The sequence below is a fragment of the Sphaerisporangium sp. NPDC049002 genome (assembly GCF_040649355.1).
In the GTDB taxonomy this organism is placed as follows: domain Bacteria; phylum Actinomycetota; class Actinomycetes; order Streptosporangiales; family Streptosporangiaceae; genus Sphaerisporangium.
Window position 1 is genome coordinate 20,428 of sequence record NZ_JBEZFH010000057.1, and the last position, 15,881, is coordinate 36,308.

Annotated in this window: 11 protein-coding genes; 7 read left to right on the forward strand and 4 right to left on the reverse strand. The window is 71.3% G+C overall.

The window, feature by feature from the left end:
• Positions 1-4: 4 nt before the first annotated feature.
• Both AB0B89_RS14460 and AB0B89_RS14465 read right to left on the reverse strand, forming a co-directional pair.
• On the reverse strand, positions 5-1,336 hold the full coding sequence (locus AB0B89_RS14460) for an ABC transporter substrate-binding protein (protein ID WP_358552313.1): 1,332 nt from the start codon (positions 1,334-1,336) through the stop codon (positions 5-7).
• Between the two features lie 43 nt (positions 1,337-1,379).
• Positions 1,380-2,582 carry an ROK family transcriptional regulator gene (locus tag AB0B89_RS14465; RefSeq protein ID WP_358552315.1) on the reverse strand — a complete coding sequence of 401 codons (1,203 nt, stop codon included), beginning with the start codon at positions 2,580-2,582 and terminating at the stop codon, positions 1,380-1,382.
• A 443-nt stretch (positions 2,583-3,025) separates the two neighbouring features.
• Here AB0B89_RS14465 and AB0B89_RS14470 point away from each other — a divergent pair, with 443 nt between their 5' ends.
• From AB0B89_RS14470 to AB0B89_RS14485, 4 genes are all read left to right on the forward strand, one after another.
• Complete coding sequence (locus AB0B89_RS14470) at positions 3,026-5,191, forward strand: AAA family ATPase (RefSeq protein WP_358552317.1); 2,166 nt, start codon at positions 3,026-3,028, stop codon at positions 5,189-5,191.
• 598 nt (positions 5,192-5,789) lie between these two features.
• Positions 5,790-7,379 (forward strand): apolipoprotein N-acyltransferase, encoded by a 1,590-nt coding sequence (gene lnt / locus AB0B89_RS14475; protein ID WP_358552319.1) that lies wholly within the window; start codon positions 5,790-5,792, stop codon positions 7,377-7,379.
• Positions 7,379-8,122, forward strand: coding sequence for a polyprenol monophosphomannose synthase (locus AB0B89_RS14480; RefSeq protein WP_358552321.1), 744 nt, complete (start codon positions 7,379-7,381; stop codon positions 8,120-8,122). Before lnt ends, AB0B89_RS14480 begins: the two co-directional genes overlap by 1 nt.
• Positions 8,077-8,871 carry an ABC transporter permease gene (locus AB0B89_RS14485; protein ID WP_358552323.1) on the forward strand — a complete coding sequence of 265 codons (795 nt, stop codon included), beginning with the start codon at positions 8,077-8,079 and terminating at the stop codon, positions 8,869-8,871. Before AB0B89_RS14480 ends, AB0B89_RS14485 begins: the two co-directional genes overlap by 46 nt.
• Here the strand turns inward: AB0B89_RS14485 and AB0B89_RS14490 are convergent.
• Positions 8,861-10,240: an FAD/NAD(P)-binding protein gene (locus tag AB0B89_RS14490; RefSeq protein WP_358552325.1), complete on the reverse strand. Its 1,380-nt coding sequence runs from the start codon at positions 10,238-10,240 to the stop codon at positions 8,861-8,863. The two genes, AB0B89_RS14485 and AB0B89_RS14490, sit on opposite strands and share 11 nt — an antisense overlap.
• Positions 10,241-10,399: 159 nt before the next feature.
• Between AB0B89_RS14490 and AB0B89_RS14495 the strand changes: the two genes are divergently transcribed.
• The 3 genes from AB0B89_RS14495 to AB0B89_RS14505 all read left to right on the forward strand — a co-directional run bounded on the left by AB0B89_RS14495 (position 10,400) and on the right by AB0B89_RS14505 (position 14,108).
• On the forward strand, positions 10,400-11,776 hold the full coding sequence (locus tag AB0B89_RS14495; protein WP_358552327.1) for a xylan 1,4-beta-xylosidase: 1,377 nt from the start codon (positions 10,400-10,402) through the stop codon (positions 11,774-11,776).
• 122 nt (positions 11,777-11,898) lie between these two features.
• Positions 11,899-12,810: an aminoglycoside phosphotransferase family protein gene (locus AB0B89_RS14500; protein ID WP_358552329.1), complete on the forward strand. Its 912-nt coding sequence runs from the start codon at positions 11,899-11,901 to the stop codon at positions 12,808-12,810.
• A 308-nt stretch (positions 12,811-13,118) separates the two neighbouring features.
• Positions 13,119-14,108, forward strand: a complete 990-nt coding sequence (locus AB0B89_RS14505) for an aldo/keto reductase (protein ID WP_358552331.1) — start codon at positions 13,119-13,121, stop codon at positions 14,106-14,108.
• Positions 14,109-14,165: 57 nt separating this feature from the next.
• Here AB0B89_RS14505 and AB0B89_RS14510 read toward each other — a convergent pair.
• Positions 14,166-15,881, reverse strand: a 1,716-nt coding sequence (locus AB0B89_RS14510; protein ID WP_358552333.1) for a beta-1,3-glucanase family protein, incomplete at its 5' end; no start/stop codon positions are given.

The window sequence follows — 15,881 nt, forward strand, 5'->3', positions numbered from 1 at the left end:
GGGATCAGTCGCCCGCGGTGAGCTTGAGCTTGTCGTTGATCTTCTTGTCCGCCTCGGTCAGCACCGCGTTCAGGTCGGGCGCCCGGCCGGACTCCCACTTGATCTGCGCCTCCTGCAGGGTCTGCTGGTTGAACACCGAGTTGATGTGCGCAGGCAGCGTGCTGCTGCTGGGGTTGGAGAAGATGTCGAGGAAGGTCTGGAAGTTGGCGTCCTTCTCCAGCTTCGGCGACTGGAGGGCGGGCAGCGTGCTCGGCACGTTGCGAAGGGCGTTGGACAGGCTCACCACGGCGTCGGTGTCGGTGGTCAGGTACTTCACCAGCTCCCAGGCCGCCTCGGGGTGCTGGGCGCCGCGCGGGATGCCGATCACCGTGCCCGCGATGAAGCCGCCGCCGTACAGCTGGGGCTTGTCGTCGGCCACCGGGAGCGGGGCGGTGCCGTAGTCGAGGTCCGGGGCGTCGGCCGCGATCATGGCGTTGCGCCACTCGCCGTCGATCGCCATGGCGACCTTGCCCTTGTTGAACGGGTTGTCCGCCGACCACTCGTCGCCCAGGCTCTTGCGGAACTTCTCCAGCTTGTCGTACCCGAACCAGTCGACCAGGTCCTTCTGCCAGGTCATGAGCTGCTTCCACGCCGGGTCCGAGCCGATCGCGGAGGTGCCGTCCGGGTTGGTCCACTTGGCGCCGACCATCGTGCCGGTGTGGATCGGGGCGTTCTCGTACATCTGGCTGCTCGGGACGAACCCCGCGACCTTGATGTCGCCCTTGGCGTCCCGCACGGTCAGCTTCTTGGCCAGGGCCGTCAGCTCGGAGAGCGTCTTGGGCGGCTCCGCGCCCTTCATCAGCTTCTTGTTGTAGTACAGGCCGTAGGTGTCGGCGAGCATGGGCATCACGCAGCGCCTGCCCTCGTACTGGGTGTACTCCGCGATCACCTTCGGGAAGATCGACTCATCGATCCTGCTCGCCGCGAGGAAGGGTTTGAGGTCCTGGAAGATCCCGGTCTTGCAGAACGTCGCCACGCTGTCGGTGGTGAACGACAGCGCCACGTCCGGAGGGTTGCCGCCGCGCGCCGACTGGATGATCTGGTCGTCCTGGATCGCCTTGGTCGTCTTGACGGTGATCCACGGGTACTTCCGCCTGAATCCGGCCAGGGCGTCGTCGAAGGCCTTGAGCTCATTGTCGGCGCTGAAGCCGTGCCACATGGTGATCGTGACGGGCTTCCGGTCCGGCGTGCTTCCCGCCGCCGGGGGCTTAGGCGCGCTCTCGGTGCCCGCCGTGCAGGCGGCCGACGCGAACACGGCGAGAGCCGCCGCCGCGAGGAGCGGCAGAGGTGATTTCACGGGGATGCCTCCCATGGGGTGGTGGATGATCAGGAGGGTCGGGCTACGAGGGGACGGTGGAGCTGAAGATCTCGTCACGGACGGTGGCGAGGGCGAGGCCGAGAGCGCCGGTCAGCACCGGGTTGGTCTCGACGGTGGACATCCGTACGGGCGGCCGCGGGAAGGTCAGCGCGTGCAGCTCCTGCTCGACGAGCTCGGACAGCACGTCCCCGCCGGCGAGCAGCATGCCGCCGGTCAGCACGACCAGCTCGGGGTCGACCACCGCGGTGATCGGCGCGAGGCCCATGGCCAGGCGCGCCGCGACCTCCCGCAGCGCGGCCCCGGCACGCTCGCCCCTGACGCCGCCCAGCGCGGCGACCCGCACGGCGTCGCGTACGGCCTGCGCCGGGTCCTGGCCGCGCAGGCCGTGAGAGCGCATGAGCTTCAGGACGGCCGGGCCGCCCGCGAGCGCCTGGAAGCCGTGGTCCCCCCGCTTGCCCGTCTCCCTGGACGTCGGAGCGCCGACGGTGGGCATGTAGCCGACCTCCCCGGCGCCGCCGGTCGCGCCCCGGTGGAGCCTCCCGCCGAGCACCAGCGCGGCTCCTATGCCCTCGTCGGCCCAGAGCAGCACGAAGTCGTCGTGGCCGCGCGCGATGCCGTGGGCCTGCTCGGTCAGGGCGACGAGGTTGACGTCGTTCTCCACGTCGACCGGCACGCCGAGGCCGTCGCGCAGCGTCCCCACGAGGTCGGGGATGTGCCAGCCGGGGATGTGGGCGGCGTAGCCCAGCCTGGCCGTGGCGGGGTTGACGGCCCCCTGGATGCCGATCACGACGCGATGCGAAGCGGCGGGGTCGACGCCCGCCTGGAGGCAGGCCCCGTAGACGGCGTTGCGCACCCTCTCGACGACGTCCCCGGCGCTCCTGCCGGGGGTGGGCAGGCGGTACTCCGCCAGCACGGCGCCGGTGATGTCGGCCACCGAGGCCGCGATCCGTGCCGGGGTCACGTCGAGCGCGACGACGAAGGCGGCGAGCGGGTTGATCCGGTACAGCTCCGCCGTCCGGCCGGGCAGGCCCTCCCGGATGCCGTCCAGCACGACCAGACCGGCGTCCTGCAGCCGCGAGAGCAACTGCGAGGCGGTGGGCTTGGACAGGCCTGTGAGCGTCCCGAGCTCCGGGCGGGTGAGCGGCCCGCGTTCGAGCAGAACCCGGAGCGCGGCGCGATCATTGATCGCCCGCAACAGACTCGGCGTTCCCGGCTGCGTGTTCACCGTACCGCTCCTCGTTCAGCCGTCGGCGCGCCCTGGTCACGGGACCGTTCCGGCAGAGTTAGGAAAGCTTCCTAACTTGTAAGGAAAGTACAGGTACAGCCCCGAGCAGGGTCAATAGCCGCTACCAAGCTGTGACCAGGTTGGCGGTGGGCGGGAGCGGGCTGACGTGCCGGGATCCCGGGGCGCGCCCGGCCGGGAAACGAAAAAGCCGCCTTGGAGGGCGGCGGAGTGAACGGAATGTCGTCCGGTCGATCTGCTATTCTGGGGCCTTGTCGTACATTAAACATAAAGAGCATAAAAGCCCGGAGTTTCACATTACTACCAATAATAATGAAGCAGGGGCTACCCGTCAAATCGAGCTCGCCCGGGAGCAGGAATACGTCGGCGGACTGTACGAGCGGCTCGACCTGCTACGGGCCCGCACGCAGAAGCAGCTTGACGGCGTGCTCGCCCAGGGCGGTGGCGGCACCCACCAGAACCGGTCCGAGCGCGACTCGTTCGCCGGGATGTACTCGGAGCGCCTCGCGCGGCTGTGGGCCGTGGAGAACGGCCTGTGTTTCGGGCGCCTCGATCTGACAGGGGAGAAACCCCTCTATATCGGCCGCCTGGGCCTGTCGGACGACGACCAGGCACGGTTGCTCATCGACTGGCGCGCCCCGGTGGCCCAGCCGTTCTACCGCGCCACGCCCGCCGTCCCGATGGGGGTGACCCGCAGGCGCCACCTGCAGACCAGGGGCCGGCGCGTCATCGGCGTCGACGACGACCTGCTCGACCTCGACCGGCTGACCGAGGCCGACCGCGCCACGCTCAACGGCGAGGCCGCCCTGCTGGCCGCCCTGGACGAGAAGCGCACCGGGCGCATGCGCGACATCGTCGCCACCATCCAGGCCGAGCAGGACCGCGTCATCCGCAGCGACCTCAACGGCATCCTGGTGGTCCAGGGCGGACCGGGCACCGGGAAGACCGTCGTGGCCCTGCACCGCGCCGCCTACCTGCTCTACACCCACCGCGAGCGGCTGGCGCGCCGGGGCGTACTGATCGTCGGCCCGAACCTCACCTTCCTGCGCTACATCGAGCAGGTCCTGCCGTCCCTGGGCGAGACCGACGTCCTGCTGTCCACGGTCGCCGAGCTGTACCCGGGGATCACCGCGACGGCCCGTGAGTCCGCCGAGGCCGCCGCGGTCAAGGGCGCCATCCGCATGGCCGACGTGGTGGCGCGAGCCGTGCAGGACCGCCAGCGGGTGCCGAGGCGGCCGATCGACATCGACCTCGGCGGGTACACCCTCCGGCTCGACCAGCGCACCTGCGACGCGGCGAGGAACCGCGCGGCGCGCAGCCGCCGCCCGCACAACCAGGCCAGGGCCGTGTTCGTCCGCCACATCCTGAACGTGCTGGCCAAGCAGGCCGCCAAGGCGCTCGGCCGGAGCATGCTCGACGAGGGCGACTTCGCCGACCTGCGCGAGGACCTGCGCACCGAGCCCGCCGTGAAGACGGCGCTCAACCGGCTGTGGCCCTACCTGACCCCCCAGCGGCTCCTCATCGGCCTGTTCGCCTCCCGCGAGCGGATGGCGTACGCCGGGCTCACCCCCGCCGAGCAGGACGCGCTGTTCCGCGAGGTCCCGCGCGGCGGCCGCGACCACTGGACCGAGGCCGACGTCCCGCTGCTCGACGAGGCCGCCGAGCTGCTCGGCGACATCGACGCCGGAGTGCTCCGCGCCGCCGCGATGCAGGCCGAGGAGGAGCTCGCCGCCGCGCGGCGCGCCGAGGAGGCCGAACGCGACGCCGAGCTGCTCTACGCCCAGGAGGTCCTCGACCTGACCGGCATGGCGGACATCATGGACGCCGAGCGGTTCGCCGCCAGGCACCGGGACGACGACATCCACCTGACGACCGCCGAGCGCGCCGCCGCCGACCGCACGTGGGCGTACGGGCACATCATCGTGGACGAGGCGCAGGAGCTGTCGGCCATGGCGTGGCGCATGCTGATGCGCCACAGTCCGAACCGCTCGATGACCATCGTCGGGGACATCGCCCAGACCGGTTCGGTCGCGGGCACCGCCTCCTGGGGACAGGTCCTGGACTCCTACGCGGGCGGGCGCTGGCGCGAGGAGACCCTCACCGTCAACTACCGCACCCCGGTCGAGCTGATGGCCGTCGCCGCCGACGTGCTGAAGCTGGTCGGCCCGGGCCTCAGGGCGCCGGAGTCGGTCCGCGAGACCGGGGTGCGGCCCTGGGCGCGGCGCATCGGCGGCCCGGAGGAGCTGGGACCGATCGTGAGCGGTGAGATCGTCGAGGACGGGCGGCTCGTCGTGATCGTCCCGGCGACCCGCGCGGCGGAGCTGGGCGAGGCCGTGACCTCGTCGGTCCCGGGCGCGGTGGCCGGGCCGGGAGCCGCCGCGCTGGAGGCGCCGGTGGCCGTGCTGACCGTCGCCGACGCCAAAGGCCTGGAGTTCGACGGAGTCGTCGTCGTGGAACCGGGAGAGATCCTGGACGAGTCGCCACGCGGGGCCAGCGATCTTTACGTCGCCCTGACCCGGGCCACCCGGAGGCTTGGCGTCGTCCACACCGGCGAGCTGCCCGCCGTCCTCTCCCGGTGCGCCGGCACGTGACCGGCGGGGGCCCCGCGACCCCCGCGCGAGTGGAGCGAGCGCCACAAATACGCCTCCCCGAGTGCGGACATCGGGACACATGACGGCATTGACGGCACTCACGTGTCCTGTCCTAGCTGCGAAAACTTGGTGTTTCCGCTGATCGGGACACGGTTGACATCTGAGCTGAGGTCGGTAGTTTGCTGGACAGTCCAGCACGGGACTACCGGTTGGCCGTCTTCAGACATCGTCGGATTCTGCGTCATGACGGAGCACGACTCCGTCTGCTCAGCCAGGCGCAGCGCTGGCGTTCCGTCGAGTCGGGGCACCCCAGCCGGATGGGGGGTTGGACCCGGGAGGGGCCTGGACACCCAGTAGACAACGGAATTCCGCGCTCGCCGCCGACGGGACGGATCCGGTCCGAAGGGTCGTCCGGGCCCTCTTCCCGTCCCGTGCCGCAACCGCAGTGTGGTTCCTGGGTTCCCGTGCGACCGGGGAGACCCAGGGATCACCATGCGTGATCTTTCACCGCCGCGCCAGCCCGGCGGTTGGAGCGGGGTCCGCTGAGCGGTAGCGTTCGGTGGTTACCGATGGACCCGTGAGAGAAGACCCCGCCCCTGTGGCCCAGCGAACGGTGCAGGACGACCAGCGGGCGCCGGCCGTTTCCGGCGCGCCGCCTCCCTCGTGCGCCCTCTGGCGGCTCGCGGCGTGCCTCGTGGGCGGGGTGCTGCTGTTCCTGGCCTTCCCCCCTGTGGGGCTGTGGTTCCTCGCGCCGCCCGGCGTCGCGCTGCTCACGCTCGCGGTCCGCGGCGTCCGCGCCCGCCGGGCCGCCTGGCTCGGCTACCTCGGCGGCGCCGCCTTCCTGGTCCCGGCGCTGGCCTGGGTGCGGCCGATCGGCGACGACGCGTGGCTGATCCTCGTGGCCGTCGAGAGCCTGTTCTTCGCCGCGATGTCGGCAGGGGTCGCCGTGGTGACCCGGCTGCGCGGCTGGCCCCTGTGGGTGGCCGCCCTTTGGGTCGCCCAGGAGTGGGCCCGGGGGCTGTTCCCCGTGGGCGGCTTCCCCTGGGTGCGCGTCGCGTTCAGCCAGGGGCGGTCGGCGTTCACGCCGTACGCCGCGCTCGGCGGCGCGCCGCTGGTGACCTTCGCGGTGGTGCTCTGCGGGGCCCTGCTCGCCCTTCTGGCCGTACGGCTCGCTCCCCGGCGATGGACCAGGGAGATCGCGTTCCTCCTGGCAGGGGCGGTGGCGGTGCCCCTGCTCGGGTACGCCGTGCCGAGGCCGGGCGCTGAGGGCGCGAGGAGTGTGCGCGTCGGGGTCGTCCAGGGCGACGTGCCCGGCGAGGGCATGGGCTTCCTCGGCGACGAGCCGGCCGTGGTGCTGCGCAACCATGCCGACAAGACCCACGAGCTGGCGCGGGCGGTCCGGGCGGGGAAGGTCCAGAAGCCCGACATCGTGGTGTGGCCTGAAAATTCCACAGACATCGACCCTTATCGAGACTCCTTCGCCTACGGGGTCATCGACTCGGCCGTGCGCGACATCGGGGTGCCGGTGCTGGTGGGCGCCGTGGTGCGGTCGCCGGACGGGCGGCACCGGTACACGCGGGGAATCGTCTGGGATCCGGTGCGCGGTCCCGGCGCTTACTATGACAAACGAAAGCTTGTACCGTTCGGCGAGTTCGTCCCTTTCAAGGACCTTCTCGCGAAGTTCATCAAGCGCATCAACCTCGTCGGCCTGCAGTCGCTGGCCGGCACCCGTGACGGTGATCTGAGGATGGGGCCGGTGACGGTGGGCGCGGTCGAGTGCTACGAGGTCGCCTTCGACGACATCGTGCGGAGCACCGTGCTGGCCGGCGGCACCCCGATCGTGGTGCAGACCAACAACGCCACCTACGCTTTGACCAACCTCCCGCCCCAGCAGCTCGCCATGTCGCAGCTGAGGGCCGTGGAGCACGATCGCGCGGTGATCACCGCCGCCACGACGGGCATCTCGGCGTACGTCGACCCCGGCGGCCAGGTGCGCTGGCAGACCGCCGAACGGGTCGCGGACATGGCCGTGATGACCGTCCCGATCCGTACGGGTGAGACCCTCGCGACGCGAGTCGGGGCCCTACCTGAGTGGGCCCTGCTGCTCGTCGGGGCAGGTGCCCTGGCCGCCGCCCTCCGGCGGCGCCCGGCGCCACAACAGGACCGAACCGATGAAGAGGACGGGTGATGGAGCGGATCCTCGGGCGGGTACTTGTCATCGTTCCGACGTACAACGAGCGCGAGAACCTGCCGATGATCGCCGGACGGCTACGGGCGGCGGTGCCGGATGCCCATCTGCTGGTCGCCGACGACGACAGCCCCGACGGCACCGGGGCCGTGGCCGACGAGCTGGCCGCCGGTGACGACCACGTCCACGTGCTGCACCGCACGAGCAAGCAGGGGCTCGGCGCCGCGTACATCGCCGGGTTCCGCTGGGGCCTGTCCCAGGGCTTCGACGTGCTGGTCGAGATGGACGCCGACGGCTCGCACAAGCCCGAGGAGCTCCCCCTGCTGCTCGACGCCCTGTCGAACGGCGCCGACCTGGTCATCGGGTCGCGCTGGGTGCAGGGGGGCAAGGTGGTCAACTGGCCGGCCCGGCGGGAGTTCCTGTCGCGGGGCGCCAACACCTACGCCCGGCTCATGATCGGCCTGCCGGTGCGCGACACCACGGCCGGCTTCCGCGCCTACCGCGCCTCGACGCTGGAGAAGATCGGGCTGGACGACGTGGAGTCCCAGGGCTACTGCTTCCAGGTCGACCTGACGCTCCGCACCATCCGGCACGGCCTGCGGGTCGTCGAGGTGCCGATCACGTTCGTCGACCGCGTCGTCGGGGCGAGCAAGATGAGCCGCGCCGTCGTCGCCGAGGCCCTGTGGCGGGTCACCATGTGGGGCCTCGCCGGCCTGCCGGGCCGCCTGAAGAGGACCCGCTGACGGCGGCCCCCTCCTCGACGCTGATCTCCCTCACCCCGCTCCTGCCGGTCGTCCTGCTCCTAATGGTCGCGTGCGGCGCCCTCGTGGCCTGGTTTGGCCGGCTGGGCCATGGCAGGGCCATCGTGACGGCGTCCGCCCGGGGGGCCCTGCAACTGGGCGCCGTGTCCGCGGTCATCGCCTGGGTGATCGCCTCCTCGGCGGCGGTGGCGGGATTCCTCCTGGTCATGTACGGGGTCGCCGCCCTCACCGCGGGCCGCCGCGTCACCGGGAACCGGACGGGGTGGTGGGCGGGGCTGCCCATCGCGTCGGGCACGGTGCCCGTGCTGGCCCTGCTCGTGGCCGGTGGAGTGATCTCCACGGCCGGCATCGTGATCATCCCGATCACCGGGATCCTGCTGGGCGGCTGCCTGACGGCCACCACCCTCGCGGGACGCCGCGCTTTGGACGAGCTGGCCCAGCGCAGGGGAGAGGTGGAGGCGGCGCTGGCTCTGGGGTTCGGCGCGAGGGCCGCCGCGCTGGAGATCTGCCGCCCGGCGTCGGCCCAGGCGCTCGTGCCCGCGCTGGACCAGACCAGGACGGTCGGGCTGGTCACGCTCCCCGGGGCCTTCGTCGGCATGCTGCTCGGCGGGGCCAGTCCGATCCAGGCGGGCATCGTGCAGCTCGTGGTGCTGGTGGCGCTGCTGGCGGCCGAGGTCGTCGCGACCCTGGTGACGATCGAGCTCGCCGCGCGCGGCTGTATCACCCGCTGAGCCGGGCCCGGCCGCCGTGCTCCGCCAGACGGCCTGAGGTGATCGTCGCGAGCAGGCGCGGGGCCAGGGCCGCCGCCTGGGAGCGGATCTCGGGGATCGCGGTGGTCTCGTAGCGCGTTCCGCGAAGCGCCGGTCCCAGAGTGACGATCCGGTCGCTCGGCCGGCCACCGGCGTCCAGGACCCTGCCGCCGGCATCGGCGTCCAGCCCGAGCCCCAGCGGGTCGAGCCGGGCCAGGCCGTCGGCGAGCAGGCGGGCGAGGAAAGGGTCGCGGGCGGGGCCCGAGGCGGGACCGGTGGCGTCGACCAGCCTGCCGACGCGCAGCTCGCGCGTCGTCCCGTCGCCGCTCACCCGCACGGTCAGCCCCCCGGGATCGGGCGTGGCGCCGGTTACCCGGCCGCGGAGCACCCGCAGGCGGCCGGTCGCACGCAATTCGGTGACGCGGGCGGCGGTCGCGGGCGGGACGCGGTGGCGGTGGACCTCCCAGTAGCGGGAGACCAGGGTCAGGAACCGCCGCTGCTCCCCGACGGGAAGACGCGCCCACAGCTCGGGGACGCGGGGTCGCAGGCCGTCGACCACGCCGTACCAGTCGCCGTCGTTGTCCCGGACGGCGACGCGGACCGCGCGCAGCAGATCGGCGAGCCGCAGCGGCCCGTCCGGTATCGGCACCTCGACGCAGGGCGGGGACGGGCGGCGGTGCGGGCGGGGCAGCAGCCCGTGCCGGGACACCGCGTACACGATCGCGCCGGGGGACCGCCGGGTCACGGTGACCGCAACGTCGACCATGGTCAGGCCGGTGCCGATCACCAGCGTGTCGGCCCCGCCGCCGACGCGGTTCAGCGCGCCCGGCGCCCAGGGATCGGCGATGTAGCGGTCGTCGCCCGCGAGGTGGGGGAAGGACGCCGCGGCCGGGTTGCCGGTGGCAAGGATCACGGCGTCGGCCTCGGCGGTACGACCGTCCGACAGGTGCACGCACAGCGGTCCGCGCCCTGTGAGGGCGCGTGCCGTGCCGGTGACCCGGGTCACCCGGTGATCGGGCCCGGTGGAGGCGTCCAGCACATGGCGCAGGTAGCGGCCGTAGGCCTCGCGGGGGAAGAAGTCGGAGGCGGCCACGTCCAGGCCGTTCTCGTGGGCCCACGTCAGGAGGTGGCCCCGGTCGTCCTCCAGCGCGCTCATCTTGTCGACGCAGGCGTTGAGGAGGTGGTGCGGGTCGGTCGTGGAGTAGGCCTGCCCCAGCGCGTGGCGGCCGTACCGGTCGATCAGCGTCACCCGCAGCGGCGTCCCTCGTTCCCGGGCACGGCGGAGCAGGTGGATCGTCGCCAGCGTGCCGCTGCCGCCGCCGCCCACGACGGCCACCACAGGAGAGCTCACCACACGGGCAGCTTAGCATGGTTTTCCTACATGTTAAGTAGGTTATTTGCCCGGTCCGCCAGTAACACTTGCCTGTGAATCACGCCCTCGACGCGACTCCCGGGAGCCGCCCGTGGAACGCTCTGATCAAGGCGACGGTGAGGATCGGGTGAGGATCAGGTGTCATCGGGTAGCAGGGGATCGACGGGGTGGAGCCCTGGCCGGCTGATCGCCCTGGTGGCGGGGGTTCTCGCGATGGCGCTGGTCGTGGCGGGTTGTTCCTCCCCAGACACGACCGACCGGGCGGATTCCGCCACGCGGCGGCCCGGCGCCCCGGCGACGCCCGGCACGGGGAGCGGGGAACCGCCGGGGGTGGACCCCGCGTGGCCCCGCTGGGGGTTCACCCACACGGGGGTCAGCGCCAACAACGTCACCGACCGGTTCGAGCAGGACGTGACCCGGACGCTGGCCGAGACCCCGATGCTGCAGAACCAGCACATCATGGGGTTCGGGGCCCTCAACCCCGAACCCCGTCCGCAGGAGTTCTTCTGGGAGGACCTCGACAGCCGGACCAACCTCATGAAGCGGTCCGGCGGCACGCAGATCATCACGCTCTGCTGTGCCCCTGACTGGATGAAGGGAGGCCCCGAGGGCCCGACCGAGGAGTCGGCCTGGAAGGAGCACCTGGAGGACGCCCCCTACCCCGAGCACTTCGACGACTTCGCCAGGCTGTCGGCGGCCGTCGCCACGAAGTACCGCGACGTCCGGTACTTCATGGTCTGGAACGAGCTGAAGGGCTTCTGGAAGGACCACTCCAAGCCCGCGGACTTCAAGGGCTACACAGAGCTCTACAACAAGGTGTACGACGCGGTGAAGGCGGTACGGCCCGACGCCAAGATCGGCGGGCCGTACATCGGCTTCGACAGCAACAAGACCGGGACCTCCGAGCTGCGGGGCCCGTGGGGAGTCGTCAACCAGAACGCCCTGGACGCCTTCGAGTACTGGTTCAAGAACAAGAAGGGCGCCGACTTCGTCGTGGTCGACGGCGCCTCGCCGACCGACGCCCACCAGTTGCTGCCCGACGCGTTCGGGGCGCTGGGCAAGTTCAGCGCGGTCACCACCTGGCTGCGCGAGAGGACCGGGGGCCTGCCCGTCTGGTGGTCGGAGTGGTACTTCGTCCCCGAGGACGGCACCACCTGGTCGGCGTCCATGCGGCTCGCCGTCCAGGCCGCCTCGATGATCGAGTTCGCCAGGAGCGGCGCCGCCACCGCGCTGTACTGGAATCCGCAGGCCAAGCAGGGTGCCTGCCAGGGCTGCATGTGGGACCCGAAGACCGGGGCCGCGCTCCCGACCGGCCGGCTGGTGAGCGACTTCGTCAGGTGGTTCCCGGCCGGAGCCCGGCTGGAGCAGGTGACCTCCTCCGACCCCAAGGTCCGGGTGCTGGCGCAGCCTCGGCGACTGGTGATGGTCAACACCACCGGTGCCGACGTCACCGCCACCGTGGACGGCAGGCCGTTCACCCTGCGCCCGTACGAGGTCAGGTGGGCCGCCCGCTAGGAGATCTCGGGCGTCTCGCGGGCCGCCGCCATGACGTGACCTGCGGCCCCTGCCGCCCGAGCGGGATCCGGCCCTCGCAAAACCCTTTGCGGGGCGGCGGGAACGGTCGTCACACTCTCGGGGTGATCGAGAGCCAGTTCCCGGACGGACGTGCCGGGATCGACGCGTCACTGGTGAGGCGACTGGTCGCGGAGCAGTTCCCGCAGTGGAGCGACCTGCCCGTGGCGCCGGTCGAGGCCGACGGATGGGACAACCGCACCTACCGCCTCGGTGAGGAGATGACGGTGCGTCTGCCGACCGCCGCCGGTTATGCGCCGGCGGTGGACAAGGAGCATCGATGGCTGCCGATCCTCGCCCCGTCGTTGCCGGTCGCCGTTCCCGTGCCGCTGGCGAAGGGCGTCCCAGGGGCGGGATATCCGTTCGGCTGGTCGGTCCGCAGGTGGCTGGAGGGGGAGACCGCCACCCTCGACCGCATCGACGACCTGTCCGCGTTCGCGGCCTCGGTGGCCGAATTCATCCTCGCCCTGCAGAGCGCCGACGCGACGGACGGGCCCCGGGCGGGCGCGCACAGCTCCTACCGGGGTACGCCGCCGGCGCACTACGACGACGAGACGCGTCGTGCCCTGGCCGCGCTGGACGGTCACGTCGACACCGGCCGGGCATCGGCTGTCTGGGACACCGCCCTGGAGGCGAGGTGGTCCGGGCCTCCGGTGTGGTTCCACGGCGACATCGCGAGCGGCAACCTGCTGGTCAGGGAGGGGAAGCTGGCCGCCGTCATCGACTTCGGGACGTCGGGTGTCGGCGATCCCGCGTGTGAGCTGGTGATCGCCTGGACGATGTTCTCCGGCGACAGCCGGGAGACCTTCCGCGGCGTCGCCGGTCAGGACCCCGCCATGTGGGCGCGGGCCCGCGGCTGGGCACTGTGGAAGGCACTGATCGTCCTGGCGGAGAAGATCGGCACCGACGAGGAGCAGGCCGCCGTCCAGCGCCGCGTGATCGACGAGGTCCTGGCCGATCACGAGAGCGCCGGCTAGGTGTGCCGGGTCGTTCGGCGACGGCCTCGGGTCGCGACGACGTCGCCCCACGCGCCGAGGGTCCATCTAGGGGATCACGTGCGGGACCTTCCGGGAGAGGGTGCCTGACCGCGCAGGGAGCGGCGTTCAGGGGTGTGACAGGGCCCCCCAAACGGCTCGGCCCGGGCCACGGGCGGTGCAACACTGGAAGGCATGGCAGGTGAACAGCACGTGCCGGCCCGCGCGATCTTCGAACCGTGGACGTCCTGCCCGGCCGGACTCCCGGCGCGGCCCCGGAAACACACGCCTATCGGATGGGAAGAACACTCATGAAGACTCGGACGCTTGGACCCGACGGCCTGGAAGTCTCGACCATCGGCCTGGGCTGCATGGGCCTCAGTTTCGGCCTGGGTCCCGCGACGGATCGGCGGCAGGCGATCGAGCTGATCCGCGCCGGCCACGAGCGCGGCGTCACCTTCTTCGACACGGCCGAGGTCTACGGCCCGTACGTGAACGAAGAGATCGTCGGCGAAGCGCTGAAGCCCGTGCGCGACGACGTCGTGATCGCCACCAAGTTCGGTTTCGCGTTCGACGCGGGCGGCGGGCAGACCGGTCTGGACAGCCGGCCGGAGCACATCCGGGCGGCCGTGGAAGGGTCGCTCAAGCGGCTCGGCACCGACCGGCTGGACCTGTACTACCAGCACCGCCTCGACCCGGACGTGCCGATCGAGGATGTCGCGGGAACGGTCAAGGAGCTGATCGGGGAAGGCAAGGTCAAGCACTTCGGCCTGTCGGAGGTCGGCGTCGGCACGATCCGGCGGGCCCACGCGGTCCAGCCGGTCACCGCGCTGCAGAGCGAGTATTCGCTGTGGTGGCGCGAGCCGGAGGAGAAGATCCTGCCGGTCCTTGAGGAGCTCGGTATCGGCTTCGTCCCGTTCAGCCCCCTGGGCAAGGGCTTCCTGACCGGCGCGATCACCGAGGCCACGACGTTCGAGGACGGCGATATCCGCGCCACCATCCCCCGCTTCGAAGCGGAGGCGCGCGCGGCGAACGAGGAGCTGGTCACACTGCTCGGCGCCATCGCCGACCGCAAGCAGGCCACCCGGGCCCAGATCGCGATCGCGTGGCTCCTCGCCCAGAAGCCCTGGATCGTCCCGATCCCCGGCACCACCAAAGTGCGTCGCCTGCGGGAGAACCTCGGTGCGGTGAGCGTGGAGCTGAACGACGGCGATCTCGGCGAGATCCAGGAGGCCCTGGCCAAGGTCCGGATCCAGGGCCACCGGTACAACGAAAGGCAGGAGAAGATGATCTCCCGCTAGCCGCCTGTCACCGCCGGCCCGGCGGCGCGGGCGCGCCGCCGGGCCGGAGCGGGCCGGTCACTGGACGGCGAAACGCTGTGCGGCGCTGCCGTTGCAGTCGTAGATCTGCAGGCGGGTGCCGTTCGCCGTGTTGCCGCTCGGAGCGTCGACGCACCGGCCGGACTGCGGGTTCTGGATCGACCCGTTGGACAGTTGCACCCAGTTCTGCGCTCCGCTGCCGTTGCAGTCGTAGAGCTGCAACGCGGTGCCGTTCGCGGTGCCGCCCGACTGCACGTCCAGGCAGCGGCCGAGGGTGCGCAGCGTCTGCCCGTTCCAGGTCCAGAACTGGTCCTTCGCGTACGACTGGCAGTCCCACAGCTGGACCGCGGTGTTGTTGACGCCGATGTCGTCGCCGGCGACGTCCACGCACTTGCCACCGGGGCCCGCGATGTTCGCCCCGCCGGCGAACGACCAGCGCTGCGCGGCGCTGCCGTTGCAGTCCCAGATCTGCAGCCGGGTGCCGTTGCCGCTCGCGCCGCTCGGGGAGTCGAGGCACCGGCCGGATCCGGCGTTCTTGATGGAGCCGTCGGACTGCAGCACCCACTGCTGGTTGCCGGAGCCGAAGCAGTCCCAGATCTGGACCTGTGACCCGTTCGCGGTGCCGTTGTCCACGACGTCGAGGCACTTGCCGCCGTTGAACGTGCGCAGCGTGTTCCCGGTCATCGTGTAGTGCTGGTCGACGGCCGCGGCCTGGCAGTCCCACAGCTGCACCGGCGCGCCGTTACCGCCGGTGTCGTCGCCCGCGACGTCGACGCACTTGCCTCCAGGACCCGTGATCGGCTGACCGCCGACCGTGCCGCCACCGCCGCCGCTCGTACCGAAGGAGCCGATCGTCATGCCGGCCGACGACGGGTTCGGCTGGTCGATCGTCGGAGCGAAGTTGCCGACGTCGTCGTAGGAGAAGCCGTACGCCAGGCCGTTCAGCGAGTTGGCGTGGATCGTCTTGCTGTAGAGGTTCGACGCGGACTGCCCGTAGAACTTCGTCGCGTCCGTCGTCGGCTGCGTGTCGAACATGACCCTGCTCGCCGTCGACAGCGTCGCCCGGTTCAGCGCCGCGCACACGCGCGCGCCGACCGCGAGGATCGCCGGCACGTCCGGCTGGCCCTGCGGTTGCAGGCCACCGGCGCACGCGACGACGTCACTGGTCGTCGGCCGCGTGAGCGTGCCGATGACGTTGCCGGACGCGCCCCTGAAGGTCCAGTTCGCGCCGCTGGTCGTGCCGGTGAAGTTGCCCAGCGACGTCTGCACGGTCAGCGTGTGCGAGGCGTAGTACGACCACACGCCGCTGACGTAGGAGTCGAGGTACGTCGAGGGGAACGAGCCCCTGGCGATGGCGTGCACGGGGGCGAGCACGCGCAGAGCGAGGCCGTCGGAGGGGCGCGTCGTGGTCAGCCCCGACCACGGCGACCCGAGCCCGCTGAACGCGTTGAGGATGCCGGTGCGGTTGCCGGGGATGCCCTGCGTCTGGGTGTTGCCGGAGGTGTCGGTGACGCTGACCGTCAGCGGGACGCTGAACATGTCGACCGTCGTGGAGTTGATGAAGATGCCCGTGCCGCCGCTGCTCGCCCGCGCGAATTCCGTCCAGTCGTAGAGCACGTTGGCGTTCGGGTCACTGGCGACCCAGGGCGCCGGCTCGACGAGCCCGTTCGTCGTGAGGACGCGTGGTACGACCTGCGGCGCAACCCGGTGTTCCTCATCGGCGCCGCCATGATCACCCTGTTCGTGGCCATCTCC